Source organism: Corynebacterium sp. MSK073 (assembly GCF_030232085.1).
Taxonomy (GTDB): Bacteria; Actinomycetota; Actinomycetes; order Mycobacteriales; family Mycobacteriaceae; genus Corynebacterium.
This window is the reverse complement of record NZ_JASPIY010000002.1, coordinates 128,854-144,271: the sequence shown is the minus strand read 5'-3', so window position 1 is coordinate 144,271 and position 15,418 is coordinate 128,854. Positions and strand designations below refer to the sequence as shown.

The following is a 15,418-nucleotide window of genomic DNA, read 5'->3' as shown; positions in this document are numbered from 1 at the left end:
GGCACCCTCGGTGGGCGCTACGAGAAGTATTTTGCCATAGGGCTTCAGGGAAGCAACCCCAGATTTCCAGAAACCTTCTCAGCTCCTTAAGTTTTCATAAAAAATTTTCACTGGATTTTTACTTCAACTGTTTACCTTAATTACAGCTGTATGCCACTGAACTGGGGCTACCGCACAGCCCCTTCGTCGCAAGGTTAAGGAAAAATTAACATCATAAGGATTGATGATGAATTTTCCTATCAATGCGGTGCTGGAGATTTATATGGAATTAGTTTTCATTACTGCGGTTTTTGCCCGCTTTTTACCCTAATACGGGGTTAGTTCCGGTAACTAAAGGCGATTGAAGCGGCTGACGATGTAACGAAAAGTAGATCCCAAGCTATACAAACGGATCCGTTCGTATCCTCTGGTTCCTCAAAGGGGGATCCGCCCCAGCGCTTCACAAAAGGGGCATAAAACGCCGCTGCGCCCCTCGCCGCGTGCGTTCAGCACACAGTGAGGGGCGCAGCTTTCGCCAGACTCAAGCGCATATAAGAGCGGGAGCTCAGTATGCGCCAGGCGTGGTGGAGGGCTCTTAGAAGCCCATGCCGCCCATAGCGTCAGCGTCAGGCATAGCGTTGTTGGAGCCGGCAGGCTCTGGCTTATCGGCCACAACAGCCTCGGTGGTCAGGAACAGTGCTGCAATGGACGCAGCGTTCTGCAGTGCAGAGCGGGTGACCTTCACCGGGTCATTGATGCCGGATTCCATGAGGTTGACGTACTCACCGGTAGCGGCGTTGAGGCCCTCGCCTGCGGGCAGGCCAGAGACCTTATCTGCGACGACGCCAGGCTCCAGGCCAGCGTTGTGAGCGATCTGCTTCAGCGGTGCAGACAGTGCCTCGCGGACGATCTTTACACCGGTGGCTTCATCGCCTTCGGCCTCGATGGAGTCGAGAACGGTAGCGGCCTGCAGCAGGGCAACGCCACCGCCGGCAACGATGCCTTCTTCCACGGCTGCCTTGGCGTTGCGGACAGCGTCCTCGATGCGGTGCTTGCGCTCCTTGAGCTCAACCTCGGTGGCTGCACCGACCTTGAGCACGGCCACGCCACCGGAGAGCTTAGCCAGGCGCTCCTGCAGCTTCTCGCGGTCATAATCGGAATCGGAGTTCTCGATCTCAGCGCGGATCTGCTTGATGCGGCCATCGATCTGCTCCTGGGTGCCAGCACCCTGGACGATGGTGGTCTCATCCTTGGTGACAACGACCTTGCGTGCCTGGCCCAAGTACTCCAGCTCGGCGGTCTCTAGGGAAAGGCCAACCTCTTCGGAGATGACCTGGCCGCCGGTCAGGATGGCCATGTCCTGCAGGGTGGCCTTGCGGCGGTCACCGAAGCCCGGGGCCTTCACGGCAACGGACTTGAAGGTGCCGCGGATCTTGTTGACCACGAGGGTGGACAGGGCTTCGCCTTCAACGTCCTCAGCAATGATCAGCAGCGGCTTGCCGGACTGCATGACCTTTTCCAGCAGCGGAACGAGGTCCTTGATATTGGAGATCTTGGAGGAGACCAGCAGGATGTACGGATCCTCCAGCACCGCCTCCTGGCGCTCCATATCGGTAGCGAAGTAGCCGGAGATGTAGCCCTTATCAAAGCGCATACCCTCAGTAACCTCGAGGTCCACGCCGAAGGTATTGGACTCTTCCACGGTGATAACGGAGTCCTTGTTTACGGAACCGTTACCCACGGTGTACATAGCTTCGGCAATCTTTTCACCAATTGCCGGGTCTGCGGCGGAAATGCCAGCGGTGGTAGCGATCTGCTCCTGGGTTTCTACTTCCTTGGCGGAAGACAGCAGGGAGTCCACAACCTTCTTGGTTGCGGTCTCGATGCCACGCTTGATGCCCATTGGGTTGGAACCAGCGGCTACGTTGCGCAGGCCTTCGCGGACGAGTGCCTGTGCCAGAACGGTTGCGGTGGTGGTGCCGTCGCCGGCGACGTCATCGGTCTTCTTGGCAACTTCCTTGACCAGCTCGGCGCCGATCTTTTCGTAAGCATCCTCGAGCTCGATTTCGCGAGCGATGGAAACGCCGTCATTAGTAATGGTCGGTGCGCCCCAGGACTTTTCTAGGACGACGTTGCGGCCCTTGGGTCCGAGGGTGACCTTGACTGCGTCAGCCAGAGTATTCAGGCCGCGCTCAAGGCCGCGGCGGGCCTCTTCATCAAAAGCGATAATCTTTGCCATAGTGTTTGTGCTCCTTGGATTTATTGAGGACGACACTCACGTCTTTCTCGCTGCGGACGCCCGCGACGGCATGGCTGGTGAGTGTGGACCAACCTCAACCACAACGATGGAGATTTATCTAGCACTCATCCTGTCCGAGTGCTAACGCCCATTCTGGCACTCTCCTACCCCTACTGCAAGAAACAACGCGCTTGCCTGTAGCGATCTTTTGCCCGCCGCATACCGCGCTGTGGCACTTCCCCTCGGAAGGACGGCTGAGGCGGAAGGTGGCGCGGTGGGGAAGGTGGGGGCATCGGCAAGCGCGGGGCAGGAATGCATAGGAATTGTCGTGCGGATCTGTCTTGCGGTGTAAGCGCTCAAGGTACCGTGGATTGCATGACAGATATGATTGACAGCATACGCAGCGACCGTGACACCATCTTCCGCCAGCTCAGCGAGCTCGTTGGATTCAACTCCGTGCACAATGAGCCGGGCTTGGAGGACCAGGCCCAGGGCGCAAGCCAGTGGGTGAAGGCCGCGCTGGAAGAAGCCGGGGCAACGGTAGAAACCATCACCACCGCGGATGGTTCCACCGCCATTCTGGGCGAGCGCAAGGGTGAAGAAGGCGCCAAAACCGTCCTGTTGTACTCGCACTACGATGTCGTGCCCGCAGGAGACCGCGCGGCGTGGGAATCCGATCCGTTCACCCTGACCGAGCGCGCCGATGCCGAGGGCACCACCCGCTGGTACGGCCGCGGCGCGGCAGACTGCAAAGGCAATGTGGCCATGCACCTAGCGGCCCTGCGTGCCCTCGAGGCCAATGGCGGCACCAAGGTAAACCTGAAGTACCTCATCGAGGGCTCCGAGGAGCGCGGCGGCGAAGGCCTGTCCCAGCTCATCAAGGACCGCCCGGAGCTTTTCGCTGCCGATGCCATCCTGATTGCAGATGCCGGCAATGCCGCGGTGGGCCAGCCCACCTTGACCACCTCCCTGCGCGGCGGCGCGCAGATTGAGGTCGAGGTCAATACCCTGGCCGCGCCCGTGCACTCCGGCCAATTCGGCGGCGCGGCCCCAGACGCAGTGAAGACGCTAATGCGCACGCTGGATTCGCTCACGGATGAATACGGCCGCACCACCATCGATGGCGTGGATACCAGCGCCCATTGGCAAGGCCAGGAATACCCGGCCGAGGCCTTCCGCGGCGATGCGCAGCTGCTCGAAGGCACCGAGATCATGGGCTCCAAGGACCCGGAGGGGGCTACCCCGGTGGCAGACATGGTGTGGTCCCGCCCGGCCATTTCCGTGACCGGGTTTACCTCTACCCCGGTGGCTGAGGCCGTCAACGCCGTTCCCGCTACCGCGGCGGCCAAGCTGAACCTGCGCGTTCCGGCCGGAACCGATGCCCGCGCCATTGGCGAGGCCGTCTGCGAGCACGTGAAAAACCACGTTCTTTGGGGCGCGCACGTCAAGGCGGAGGTCGTGGAGGCTAATGCCGGTTTCTCTACCGACCCGGAAAAACCCGCCGTCGAGCTTTTGGGCCAGTGCCTATCCGAGGCCTATGGCAAAGAGACCGCAGCCCAGGGCATGGGCGGTTCCATCCCGCTGACCACCGAGCTGCAGGAGGCGCACCCCAACGCGGAAATCGCGCTCTACGGCGTAGAGGAACCCAAGTGCACCATCCACTCCGCCAATGAGTCCGTCGATCCCACCGAGATCGAGTACATCGCCGCAGCGGAGGCGCTTTTCTTGCAGCGCTACGCGTAGGAACATGCGCGCAACGGCGACATATAATACTGTGCGCTAAAAATAATCTTTCGAAGTTGTGGAAAAACCGGTAAACTTTCGACGAGTTGACCCCGTTTCCGGCCACGCTGCTTGCACAAGTGGGACAGTTCGTACTCGGCCGAGTACGAACTGTCTTGGTGTGTATATGACTATGGCGCATATCGCCACGCCCCGCGGCAATGAGGGTCTGAGAACTTGACACAACCTAAGGAGCGCAGATTCCAACGTGCTAATACTTCTGGGTGCCCTCATCGTTGCCACCGTGGTTGCACCGCTGCTCATTATGAATGTGGGCCGCCCAGCCTTTGGTTTATTGGCAATCGTTCCCGGTGTCGGTTTCGTGTGGACCCTCGCGCACTTTGCCCGGGGTACCTTCCACGACGGCGGCGCGCTGAATTACACCATCGAGTGGATGCCGGCCGCGCACCTCGCCGTGGATCTGCGCATGGATGCCCTGGGCGGGCTCTTTAGCCTCATCATCTTAGGGATGGGCGCGTTGGTCCTGCTGTATTGCTGGGGCTATTTCGATTCCACGCGCCGCCGCCTTGCCATGTTCGCCGGCCAGATGGTGGGTTTTGCCACCGCCATGTTTGGGCTTGTCACCTCCGATAGCCTGCTGCTCATGTACGTCTTCTGGGAGATCACCTCCCTCTTGTCGTACCTGTTGGTCAGCTACTATGCCGAGCGCGCCTCTTCGCGCCGCGCCGCGCAGCAAGCCCTGATGGTCACCGTCTTGGGTGGGTTGTCCATGCTGATGGGCATCTGCCTGCTCGGCCGGCAAACAGGGGCGTGGACGTTTAGCGAAATCCACGCCTACGATCACTTCCCCCAAACCCCATACGTCACCGTCGCCATCGTGCTCATCCTGGTCGGCGCGCTCACCAAGTCCGCCATCGTGCCGGCGCACTTCTGGCTGCCGGGTGCTATGGCAGCGCCAACGCCTGTCTCGGCGTACCTGCACTCCGCGGCCATGGTCAAGGCCGGAATCTACCTGATCGCTCGCCTGGCACCGGATATGTACGAGGTAGCCACCTGGCACCTCGTGGTCATTTCCTTAGGCGTATTTACCATGCTGCTCGGCGGCTGGATGGCGCTGAAGCAAAAAGACCTCAAGCTCATTTTGGCCTATGGCACGGTCTCCCAGCTGGGCTTTATCACCTCCATCGTGGCGGTTGGCTCCCGGGAGGCCATGCAGGCGGGCCTAGCGCTGACCTTTGCCCACTCGCTCTTTAAAGCCGCACTCTTCATGGTGGTCGGCGCCATCGACCACTGCTCTGGCACGCGCGATATTACGAAGCTATCCGGCCTCGGCCGCAAGCAGCCCTTCCTCTACGGCATCGCCATTATCTCCGCCCTATCCATGGCGGGCGTTCCCCCGCTCTTTGGCTTCGTTTCCAAGGAGGCCGTGCTGGAATCCACCATGCACGAAGAGCTGCTTATTGGCATGCCGCGCAATATGATCCTGGTAGCCTATGTGGCAGGTTCCATCCTCACCATGGCCTATGCCCTGCGCTTTTTGTGGGGTGCCTTTGCCACCAAGAACCTCCCCGAGGATAAAGACGGCGTCTCTAAGGCCGTGGCCACGATGCACAAGGTCAACGTGGGCCTGTGGCTCGCCCCCGCCGTGCTCACCGCGCTGACCATCACGCTCGGCCTCGCGCCGCAGGCGCTCTCGGCGACCATCAATCAGCACCTCGATTCCACCTTTGGGGCAGGCGAGCACCACGGCCTAGCCCTCTGGCACGGGTGGTCAGTGACCTTGGGCGTATCCGCCATCATCATCGTGGCCGGAATCATCGTGCACTGGCGCCGCCAGGTCCTGGAGCAATGGCAGTTTGCGTACCCCGCACTTGGCGATGCCGACGCCGTCTACGACAAGGTCATCTCCACCCTGCGCAAGCTCTCCCTGCGCACCACGGCCGTCACCCAGCGCGGTTCGCTGCAGCTCAACCTGACCGTCATCTTCGCCACCCTCATGGTGCTGCCGCTGACCATGCTGATTACCGGTGATCTCACGGATATCCGCATGGTGGTTGCAGAAAACCCCTGGCAGGTCGTCGCCGCCATCATCATGATGGTGGCCGCCATCGCAGCCACGGTCACCGATAACCGTCTCTCCGCCGTCATCATCGTCGGCATCACCGGCTACTCGTTGTCCTTTGTCTTTGCCATCCACGGTGCCCCGGATTTGGCGCTGACCCAGTTGCTCACGGAAACCATCATCATGGTGCTATTCATGCTGGTGCTGCGCCGCATTCCGGCGTCTACCGAGTGGAAGCAGGACCCGAAGATGGGACGCCTGCGCGCCTGGCTCTCCGTTGGCACCGGCCTGACCGTCACCATCGTGGCGATGTTTGCCATCAACGCGCGCTCGGCAGAACCTATCTCGCAGTACATGCCGGAGCTGGCTAAGGAGATAGGCCACGGCGCCAATGCCGTCAACGTCTTGCTGGTGGACCTGCGCGCCTGGGATACCTTTGGCGAGATCACGGTGATTATCATCGCCGCGCTCGGCGTGGCCTCCCTGATTTATCGCACCCAATCCTTCTCTAGGGATAGCCGCCGGCCTACCCTGCAGGTCACGGGCCGGCGCTGGCTGGCCGCGGGCTCGGAATCAGAGCAGGCGCTCAACCGCTCGCTGATGATCGATGTCTCCACCCGCGTGCTCTTCCCCTCCATGATGGCGCTGTCCTTCTACTTCTTCTTTGCCGGGCACAACGCGCCAGGCGGCGGCTTCGCCGGTGGCCTTGTGGCCGCACTCGCGCTCATCCTGCGCTACCTGGCCGGTGGCCGCGCGGAGCTCGATGAGGCCCTGCCCATCGATGCCGGGCGCACCATGGGCGCTGGCCTCTCCCTCTCTGCCTTGGCGGTGGTGGTGCCTATGTTCTTTGGCCATCCGCCGCTTACCAGCGGATATACCTCGCCCGAGATCCCTCTTATCGGCGCGGTCTCGCTGCCTTCGGCGCTGGTCTTTGACTTGGGCGTCTACCTCATCGTCGTGGGGCTCACGCTCTACGTGCTCAGCTCGCTCGGCGCCAAGCTGGATGAAGAAGAAGAGATGCGTAAGCAGCGCGCCCGCGACCGCGCCCGCTCGCTGGCGCGGAAGAACCGGGAGCGCAGCACCAAGCAAAAGGCCCAACGGGCGCAAAAACAAGAGAAGAAAAAAGAAAAGATACCAGCCGCAACGAGCTCCTCCGGCACAGGTTCCGGGGATAACGCAGGAAAGGAGAAATAAATGCAAGCCAACCTCTTCCTCCTGCTCGCCGCCGGAGTAATGGTTTCTGCGGGCATCTACCTCTTGCTCGACCGCGCCATGACCAAGATGATGCTCGGGCTGCTCTTGCTGGGCAATGGCGCCAACCTCTTTATGCTGCAGGCCGGTGGCCCGGCGGGCTCGCCGCCCATCGATGGCCGCGAGGCCCAGCCTTATGGCAGCGATATTGCGGATCCTCTTACCCAAGCGATGATCCTTACCGCCATCGTCATTTCCATGGCGCTGACGGCCTTTATTCTCACCTTGGCCTACCGCCAGTACCGCTACCGCACCGCCGACGTCATTGAAGATGACGCCGAAGATACCGCGATTGCCGCTAAGGCCTCCAAGCCCGGCAACGCCGCGGCGAGCGCGGATCATGATGCCTCCAATGACCCCGCCACCGGACGGGCCACCAAGGAAGGCGATAATTTCGGCCCCGAATCCTTCGAGGAGCCGGTGAAGGGAGCCGAAGATGACTGAGCCATTCCACCAGGCGGCCGAAACAATGTACCCGTACGTCGGCGCCCTCATCCCGCTGCCCGTCATCATCCCGGCTGTGGCCGCGGCGCTCTCGCTGCTGTTTGCCCGCATGCCTAATGTGCAGCGCCAGATCGCCTTTTTCTCCCTGCTGATTACGGCTGCGGTGAACGCGAGCCTGATCATAATAGTGGATTTCCATGGCATACAGACCCTGCAGATAGGCGGCTGGGACGCCCCCGTGGGCATCACATTGGTGGCGGACCGGCTCTCCACGATGATCCTCTTTACCTCGTCTGTGGTGCTGTTCTCCGTCATCTGGTACGCCATTTCCCAGGGTGTGCGCGATGGCACCAAGGACGAACCGGTCGCGGTCTTTTTGCCCACCTACATGTTGCTGACCATGGGCGTGAATATCTCGTTCTTGGCCGGCGACCTCTTTAACCTCTACGTCGGCTTCGAGGTCTTCCTCGTCGCCTCGTACGTGCTGTTGACCTTGGGAGCATCGGCAGGCCGCGTGCGCGCCGGCGTGGGTTATGTGATGGTCTCGATGGCCTCATCCATGATCTTCTTGCTGGCGCTAGCGTATGTCTATGCCTCCGTCGGCACCATGAACATGGCCCAGATTGGCCAGCGCATGCAGGACATCCCGGAGGGCACCCGCACCGCCATCTTCGCCACCTTGCTCGTGGCCTTTGGCATCAAGGCCGCGGTGGTGCCGCTGGCCGCCTGGCTGCCGGACTCCTACCCCACCGCGCCTTCGCTGGTCACGGCCGTGTTCGCCGGCCTGCTCACCAAGGTTGGTGTGTACGCGATCATCCGCGCGCGCACGTCCATCTTTACCAATGGTGGCCTCGATACCGTGCTGATGTGGGTGGCGCTGGCCACCATGCTGGTGGGTATCTTGGGCGCCATCGCGCAGACCGATATTAAGCGTCTACTGTCCTTTACCCTGGTCAGCCACATCGGCTATATGATCTTCGGCGTCTCCTTGGGCACCGCCCAGGGGCTATCCGGCGCCATTTTCTACGCCATCCACCACATTTTGGTGCAAACCGCGCTCTTCCTCGTCGTCGGCCTCATCGAGCGCCAGGCCGGTACGTCCTCGCTGCGGCGCCTGGGCTCGCTGATGTATTCCGCCCCGCTTATCGCCGTGCTGTATTTTATCCCAGCCATCAACCTGGGCGGCGTGCCGCCGTTCTCTGGCTTCCTGGGCAAGATCATCCTCATTCAGGCGGGCACCAATGAAGGCTCCTGGCTGGCGTGGGTGCTCATCGGCGGCGCGCTGGTGACCTCGCTGCTGACCCTGTACGTCATGATGCTGGTCTGGGCCAAGGGCTTCCAGCGTGACCGCGCCGATGCCCCCGAGGGCAACGTCGCCCTAGCACGCCCCGCCCCGCTTTCTGATATCACCGATGAGGTCGAGTTCTCCTCCCGCCAGGATGTCGGCCGCGTGCCGTTCGGCATGGTGGGTGCCACCGCACTGTTGGTCATTGCCTCGACCTCGATCACCTTCCTAGCCGGCCCGATTTCCGGTGTCACCTCCCGCGCGGCCGAATCCGCGCAGGATACCTCCATTTATCAGTACGCCGTATTGGGCGAAAATGCCGATAACCCCACCCGGCACCTTGACCAGAAGGACCGCTACGAAGGCGGCGCGGACTCCTACAAAGAGCGCAGCCACCTGCTGCCGGACCCCGGCCCGGCCCACGATCCGGAATCTGCTGCCAAGGAGACGGCGAGCTCGGAGACACCAAGCTCGGACGCGTCGACGAAATTGAGGGCACCAGAAAGCCCTACGCCAGTAAAGAAGGAGGCCCGCGATGACTAAGAGCCGCTTTGCCGGTCTGCGCTACCGCTTCCGGCCGTGGTTTACCGTCTGGATCACGGTCATGTGGTGCATGCTCATGGGCGAAATCACGGTGGGCAATGTGGTCGGCGGCCTCCTCGTCGCCCTGGTCATCGTCTTCGCCCTGCCACTGCCGGCGATGCCCATTGCCGGCGTCGAGGTCGCGTGGGGCAAATTCTTCCGCTACATGCTGCGCTGGTTCTGGGAGCTGTTTTATGCCTCCCTCAAGGTGGGCTGGCTGGCCTCCCGGCCGCAGCCGCTGCCTCAAACCGCCATCCTGGAATTGCCGATGCGCCTGGAAAATGAGTTCATCCTCTCCCTTGCGGTGACGCTGTACAACCTGCAGCCGGGTGGAACGGTGACAGACATTGACATCGCCAATCGCATGATCACCATCCACATCCTGGATGCCCGGGATGAGGCGCAGATCCAGCGCGAAATTGATGCCGTGTCCCGTCTAGAATCTTCCATGATCGAGATCTTTGAAAGGAGCCACCCATAATGGATCCGCAGATCTATCACGCCATCCTGCTGGTTCCCGCATTCCTGCTGTGGGTCTCCGTATTAATTACCGTCTGGCGCATTATCGTAGGGCCCAACTCCCTCGACCGGCTGGTGGGAATGGACGGTTTTACCGCCATGTTCCAATGCGCGCTGGCGACCTACATGTGCTGGTCACTAGATACCTCCGTAGTCTCGGCCATGCTGGTCATCGCGCTGCTCGGCTTCATCTCCACCGTGTCTGTTACCAGGTTTAGGAAGAGGGATAACCAATGAGTTGGTCACTAATCGCCGATATCCTCTCGCTCATCCTCGTCATCAGCGGCAGCCTCCTCATCCTCGCCGCCGCCATTGGCCTGGCGCGCTTTAAAGACACGATGTCCCGCGTTCACGCCGTGAGCAAGCCGCAGACCACCGGTCTCATCCTCACCATCATGGGTGCGTTCATCCGCATTACCGGCGCCGAATCTTTCAGTATGGCCGAGCGTGGTGATTTGGGTATGCTTATTTTGCTGGTACTGTTTGCGATGTTTACCAGCCCGGTAACCGCGCAGCGCACCTCACGCATTGCACGCCGTGAAGGCCTGTATGGTTCCGAGGAATCGATGTCGCGCAATGACCGCCCCGCCGGCCGTTCGCTGCGCCGCAAATAGGAGGCACCTTTAACCGTGAAAAAGCTATACGGACTGCCTACTCTGGCTACCCTTCTGATTGCCTTCTTTATCTTCAGCATATCCCGCTATAGCAAATACGACGGTCCCAATGCCTTCATCTGGCGCGTGCCGCTGGATTTGAAGATTTACTGGCTCGCCGGCGGCGAGGTGGCTAACGGCGCCAACCTTTATGACAACGCTTATATTGGCAACCTTCCTTTTACCTACCCGCCCTTTGCCGGCACGCTGTTCAAGTGGATTTCTGCGCTTGCCGATGACCCCCTTATTATCCTCTGGCAAGGCGGCACCATCCTTGCTTTATTGGCCGTCATCCTCATGGTCTTCCACGAGCGCGGCCTTAAACTTTCTCCGCTGACCTGGTTTGTTGCCATCCTACTGGTGCTGTGCGCCCCGGCTGTAGAGCCGATGTACGGCACCTTGTTCTATGGCCAGATCAACGTCTTTTTGATGTTCTTGGTCGCCCTCGACGTCGTTCCTAAGAAGAGGGCCCTACCCGGCATTGGCATCGGCCTCGCCGCAGGCTTGAAACTCACCCCGGCCTTTATGGGCTTGGTACTCCTATTCCAGAAGCGCTGGTGGCAGGCGGTTATCTCCGTCCTTACCTTCGCGGTGACCGTTGCGATTGGTTTCGTCACCATTCCGGATGCCGGGGTGTTCTGGACCGATGCCATCTTCAATTCCTCCCGCGTGGGTGAACACACCAACCCGGGTGCGCAATCCATCCGCTCGGTCATGGTGCGCGCGTGGGGCATCGACGGCGGTTGGATGTGGCTCGCCGCCGTAGCGGTGGTCTTCGTCTTGACTTGCTTGGCCCTGCGCACAGCGATGAAGCACAAGAATAACTCCGCCGCCATGTCCCTTGCCGGCATTAGCGCCTGCCTGGTCTCGCCCTTCTCTTGGTACCACCACTGGGTCTGGGTCTTCCCGTTGGCCATCGTGGTTCTCATCTCCGTCAACCAGGCACTGGGCAAGCGTCTGCGCGGGGTCATCGGCGCGCAAGTAGCAGCACTCATTTCCTTCGCGGCCATGTGCGTGGTGCTGCTGCCGTACGTCTCCGCAGCCTTCTGGCTCGAGGGCTCCAACCGCTCTTTGAACCAGTTGGACTTCCAGCCCTGGGCCATGCTCCTTTTCACCGCCTCCGGCATCCTTTACATCGCCTTTTATGCCCTGTGGGGATTTATCCCCGGCACCCAGCCCAGCGAGGAAGATGCCCCCAGGGGCCGGCACGCGGCACAGCGTGCTGCTCAGCCGCAGTACGCCCAACAGCACCGCGCCCAGCAGCCCCAGCACGCCCAGCCGCAGCACGCCCAGCCGCAACGCACTCAGACAGCCGGAGCTCACGCGTCTGGCGCTACCGCACGGGGTTCTGCCACTACCGACGAAACCGCAGAGTTCCCAGTATTTAACCCTGAGACCCGCGAGTTTCCCTCCACCGAGGGCTATACCGATATTCCGGCTCCCCCGTCCCCCGGCGGCCGCCACGCCCTAGATAACGACTAAGCCGCACGCAGCCGCCGCATGCCGGCAGCCATCTGCGCACCACCGCGCCGGCCTCGTACAGCTTCCTCCAGTGCGACCCTAGGCTTGCGCTCACTAAACGCACGCCTAGCCGATCATCGCTTAGCTGATTAGCGCACCGGCCGGAAGGTGTGGAGCTCGCGGCAGGTTTCTTCGACGACATCGCGCCAGCTGCCGGTTTCTTGGAAGAGGCGGCGTTGGCGTTCGTATCCGGCGCCGCCGTCGATGATTTCGTGCACCAAGGCCAGCTCTTCCGCGCAGCCCAACTCGCGGGCTAAGGGCGTGAGTTCTTCTACCATCTGGGCCAATTCATCTTTGACCCAAGCCTCGTCCGTATCGCGCGATGTAATAACGAGGGCATCCATGCCGTAGCGCGCGCCGCGCCACTTATTTTCCGCCACATGCCACGGCTGCAAGACGGGTAGCTCCTCGCCCGCATCAATCATGCGGTCATAGTGCACGACCAAGCAGTGCGTGAGAGCGACGACGGCGGATAGCTCCCGCAGGTTCGAGGTGGCGTCGGATACGCGGACCTCTACGGTGCCCCACTTCGAGGCTGGGCGGATATCAAAGTGCATCGAGCCGGTGTGATTGATAACCCCGGAGATGGCCTGATCCCGCATATAGGACTGCCACTCGTCCCACGTGAAGAATTGATACGGCATGCCAGCGGTAGGCAGCTGTTGATAGAGCATCGTGCGGTTGGAGGCGTAGCCCGTATCGAGGCCTTCCCACCCGGGCGAGCACGCAGAAATGGCCAAGAGGTGGGGGTACTTCGTCATCAACGCATTGATGATGGGCCAGACGCGATCCTCGTGGCTGATGCCAACGTGGACGTGTGTGCCCCACAGTAGCATCTGCTTTCCCCAATACTGGGTGCGGGCGATGATCTCTTGATAGCTGGGTTTATCCGATAGCGGGTTTTCCCGGAAATCCGTAAACGGGTGCCCGCCAGAGGCCCACACATCGATACCGAGCTTGGCAGCTGCTTCTTCCACGGCCGCCAGCGAGGTTTCTAGCTCCGCAATGGCTTCTGGCACCGTGGTGCAAATGCCCGTGACTAGTTCCACCGTATTCTGGAGGAATTCCTTTTCCACGTGAATATCTGGGTGGGCGGCAGTGGCGAGATCAATAAGCTCAGCCCCACGCGGGACGAGATCGCGCGAGTCGCGGTCCACGAGCGCGACTTCCCATTCCACCCCGAGCGTGGGCTCGGGGGAACGGGCGAATACTTCTGCCGGAATCTTCACTGGTCCAGCTTAACGGGTGGCAGGTAATATTCCATGAATTTTATTTAGGCCTGTGGGACGGCGAGGGCGACCACAACGGCGCCGTCCTCGGTAGCTTCCTTGGGCAGGTCCTTATTCATGGGCTTGATTTCCGCCTGGTAGCGCGCGGCGACTTCCTTAGCCAAGGACTCCGCGGAGGTATCGCCTTCTGGGTAGAAGACGGTGGTCTTGGGCACGGTCAGGACGTCGCCTGGCAGGTTGCCCACATAGCCCACCTTGAAGCCGCCGTCCTTCAACACGTCGGCTTCGTTCTTGGCCTTATCGGATTCACCGGAGTTATTAAGAACGCTGACCTTAATGTCATTGCGGTCGCGCGCAGCGGACGGCGTATCGTTGCCGCCGGCCCGGGCTTCATCCCCGCCGCGATCGTTACCTCCGCCGCGTGCACCGGCATCGCGGCCGGCATCGCGGTTAGCCTCGCCCTCGGCGCCGGCGTTCGGGTGCGCGTTATCGCCCTCGCCTTCGCGAGGCGGCTGGTTATTGGCCCCGTCGCGGGAGCCATCGCCGCGCGCGCCATCCGCGGCAGGACCGCCCGCGCCATTGCCCTCTTGGCCGCCATGTGCGGAGCCGTCTGACTTCGACTGCTCGGAATCGGAAGCGACGGTCGAATCGTCATCCTCCGAGGTCATGGCATAAAGGCCCCACAGGCCGAGCATCACGGCCACGGCGATAAGCACCATGGCGAGCCCGCGCAGCGGTAAACCGCCCTTCTTGGCGTGGGCGCCTCCCCCACCGCCAGTTCCAGCCGCAGCGGCTCCCGCTCCGGCACCTGCAGCGCCAGCGGTAGCGGCAGCGTCCTCGCCGCCTACCTCATCGTCATAAGCGCCGTCGTAGGCGTCGTCATAATAAGCATCGCCATAATCGGCCGCGGCGGCATCCTCCGCAGCGGCACCATCTGGGGCGTCGTCGAATTGCTGGTCGTATAGATTATCCGGATTCTCTTTAGTCACTTCAGTAACATTAGTAGCCAGTTCTAACGCGGTGGGGTATTTCCCCGCGCGGCGCGCCGCGTGTTTTCACGCTCCTCCCGCAGGCGCTTCAACCGGGCCACCAAGAGAGGATGGGATTCGGCGGCAGCGGGGGCATCAAGAAGCAGGTTGAGGCGTTGGTGATAGCGCACCGGCGAGATATCCAGCTGCGCGCGGATGGCCTCTTCCTTGCGGCCAATGCTGCGCGGAGCGGTTTCCTCAAAATCTAAGATGGCGGCGTCTAGGTCAGACAAGGGGTTCATGCCTAAACTGTAAAGCATGACTATTCGCCCCATCGTTATCCACGGCGACCCCGTGCTTCATCAGCCCACCACGCCGGTGGAAGAATCCGAGATTTCCAGCCCTGAGATGCAACAGCTCATCGCGGACATGTACGAGACCATGGAGGTCGCCCACGGCGTGGGCTTGGCTGCGAACCAGGTGGGCATCGGCAAGCGGCTCTTCGTGTACCACTGCCCCGATACCGAAGGCCCGGACGGCACCGAGCTGCCCGCCGATAAGGCCGGCATGCGCAAGGGCTGCGTCATCAATCCGGTGCTGGAGACCTCCGAGATTCCAGAGACCATGCCTGCCGATGACGGCTCCGACGACGAAGGCTGCCTCTCCGTGCCGGGTGAGGGCTTTCCCACCGGCCGCGCCGACTGGGCGCGCGTAACCGGCAAGGACGAGCACGGCAACGACATTTCCGTGGAGGGCTACGGCTTTTTTGCCCGCTGCCTGCAACACGAGACCGGCCACCTCGATGGCTACGTCTATACCGATACCCTCATCGGCCGCTACAAGCGCCAGGCTAAGAAGGCCATTAAGCGCAATGGTTGGACCGAGCCGGGCTACTCCTGGATGCCGGGCGAGGACGAAGACCCCTTCGGCCACGACGATTAAT

14 protein-coding genes are annotated in these 15,418 nt (G+C 61.3%); 10 read left to right on the top strand and 4 right to left on the bottom strand.

The window, feature by feature from the left end; translation table 11 throughout:
- Window positions 1-574: 574 nt before the first annotated feature.
- A complete protein-coding gene (groL, locus tag QP970_RS01895; protein WP_023023995.1) occupies window positions 575-2,218 on the bottom strand; it encodes a chaperonin GroEL in 1,644 nt (547 codons plus the stop codon).
- A 1-nt stretch (window position 2,219) separates the two neighbouring features.
- Between groL and QP970_RS01890 the strand changes: the two genes are divergently transcribed.
- From QP970_RS01890 to QP970_RS01850, 9 genes are all read left to right on the top strand, one after another.
- Entirely contained in the window at window positions 2,220-2,363 is a 144-nt protein-coding gene (locus QP970_RS01890; protein WP_156904629.1) for a hypothetical protein, read from the top strand.
- A gap of 230 nt (window positions 2,364-2,593) precedes the next feature.
- Complete coding sequence (locus QP970_RS01885; protein ID WP_284869432.1) at window positions 2,594-3,961, top strand: dipeptidase; 1,368 nt, start codon at window positions 2,594-2,596, stop codon at window positions 3,959-3,961.
- A gap of 247 nt (window positions 3,962-4,208) precedes the next feature.
- On the top strand, window positions 4,209-7,217 hold the full coding sequence (locus QP970_RS01880) for a Na+/H+ antiporter subunit A (RefSeq protein WP_284869431.1): 3,009 nt from the start codon (window positions 4,209-4,211) through the stop codon (window positions 7,215-7,217).
- Entirely contained in the window at window positions 7,218-7,718 is a 501-nt protein-coding gene (locus QP970_RS01875; RefSeq protein ID WP_023024001.1) for a Na(+)/H(+) antiporter subunit C, read from the top strand.
- Entirely contained in the window at window positions 7,711-9,546 is a 1,836-nt protein-coding gene (locus QP970_RS01870; RefSeq protein ID WP_284869430.1) for a Na+/H+ antiporter subunit D, read from the top strand. The genes QP970_RS01875 and QP970_RS01870 overlap by 8 nt, the downstream gene beginning before the upstream one ends.
- Window positions 9,539-10,066: a Na+/H+ antiporter subunit E gene (locus tag QP970_RS01865; protein ID WP_023024005.1), complete on the top strand. Its 528-nt coding sequence runs from the start codon at window positions 9,539-9,541 to the stop codon at window positions 10,064-10,066. The genes QP970_RS01870 and QP970_RS01865 overlap by 8 nt, the downstream gene beginning before the upstream one ends.
- Complete coding sequence (locus QP970_RS01860; RefSeq protein WP_005279460.1) at window positions 10,066-10,341, top strand: monovalent cation/H+ antiporter complex subunit F; 276 nt, start codon at window positions 10,066-10,068, stop codon at window positions 10,339-10,341. The genes QP970_RS01865 and QP970_RS01860 overlap by 1 nt, the downstream gene beginning before the upstream one ends.
- The gene (locus QP970_RS01855; RefSeq protein WP_005279458.1) at window positions 10,338-10,718 is read left to right on the top strand and encodes a monovalent cation/H(+) antiporter subunit G; all 381 of its coding nucleotides are present in this window, start codon (window positions 10,338-10,340) and stop codon (window positions 10,716-10,718) included. Before QP970_RS01860 ends, QP970_RS01855 begins: the two co-directional genes overlap by 4 nt.
- 15 nt (window positions 10,719-10,733) lie before the next feature.
- On the top strand, window positions 10,734-12,239 hold the full coding sequence (locus QP970_RS01850) for a glycosyltransferase 87 family protein (RefSeq protein WP_284869429.1): 1,506 nt from the start codon (window positions 10,734-10,736) through the stop codon (window positions 12,237-12,239).
- A gap of 128 nt (window positions 12,240-12,367) precedes the next feature.
- On the opposite strand, the gene QP970_RS01845 is transcribed toward QP970_RS01850, so the two are convergent.
- From QP970_RS01845 to QP970_RS01835, 3 genes are read right to left on the bottom strand one after another with little or no spacing between them, the layout of a single operon-like run.
- On the bottom strand, window positions 12,368-13,507 hold the full coding sequence (locus QP970_RS01845; RefSeq protein ID WP_284869428.1) for a glutamate--cysteine ligase: 1,140 nt from the start codon (window positions 13,505-13,507) through the stop codon (window positions 12,368-12,370).
- 44 nt (window positions 13,508-13,551) lie between these two features.
- Window positions 13,552-14,496: a LytR C-terminal domain-containing protein gene (locus QP970_RS01840; RefSeq protein WP_284869427.1), complete on the bottom strand. Its 945-nt coding sequence runs from the start codon at window positions 14,494-14,496 to the stop codon at window positions 13,552-13,554.
- 23 nt (window positions 14,497-14,519) lie between these two features.
- Complete coding sequence (locus tag QP970_RS01835; protein WP_084529689.1) at window positions 14,520-14,795, bottom strand: DUF3263 domain-containing protein; 276 nt, start codon at window positions 14,793-14,795, stop codon at window positions 14,520-14,522.
- On the opposite strand from QP970_RS01835, the gene QP970_RS01830 reads away from it, so the two are divergent.
- Window positions 14,794-15,417 (top strand): peptide deformylase, encoded by a 624-nt coding sequence (locus QP970_RS01830; RefSeq protein ID WP_284869426.1) that lies wholly within the window; start codon window positions 14,794-14,796, stop codon window positions 15,415-15,417. The genes QP970_RS01835 and QP970_RS01830 overlap by 2 nt on opposite strands.
- Window position 15,418: the final 1 nt, after the last annotated feature.

Coding starts and splice junctions, on each gene's coding strand:
- groL (WP_023023995.1), bottom strand. CDS start 2,218: ATGGCAAAGATTATCGCTTTTGATGAAGAGGCCCGCCGCGGCCTTGAG.
- QP970_RS01885 (WP_284869432.1), top strand. CDS start 2,594: ATGACAGATATGATTGACAGCATACGCAGCGACCGTGACACCATCTTC.
- QP970_RS01875 (WP_023024001.1), top strand. CDS start 7,218: ATGCAAGCCAACCTCTTCCTCCTGCTCGCCGCCGGAGTAATGGTTTCT.
- QP970_RS01870 (WP_284869430.1), top strand. CDS start 7,711: ATGACTGAGCCATTCCACCAGGCGGCCGAAACAATGTACCCGTACGTC.
- QP970_RS01865 (WP_023024005.1), top strand. CDS start 9,539: ATGACTAAGAGCCGCTTTGCCGGTCTGCGCTACCGCTTCCGGCCGTGG.
- QP970_RS01860 (WP_005279460.1), top strand. CDS start 10,066: ATGGATCCGCAGATCTATCACGCCATCCTGCTGGTTCCCGCATTCCTG.
- QP970_RS01855 (WP_005279458.1), top strand. CDS start 10,338: ATGAGTTGGTCACTAATCGCCGATATCCTCTCGCTCATCCTCGTCATC.
- QP970_RS01830 (WP_284869426.1), top strand. CDS start 14,794: ATGACTATTCGCCCCATCGTTATCCACGGCGACCCCGTGCTTCATCAG.
- QP970_RS01835 (WP_084529689.1), bottom strand. CDS start 14,795: ATGCTTTACAGTTTAGGCATGAACCCCTTGTCTGACCTAGACGCCGCC.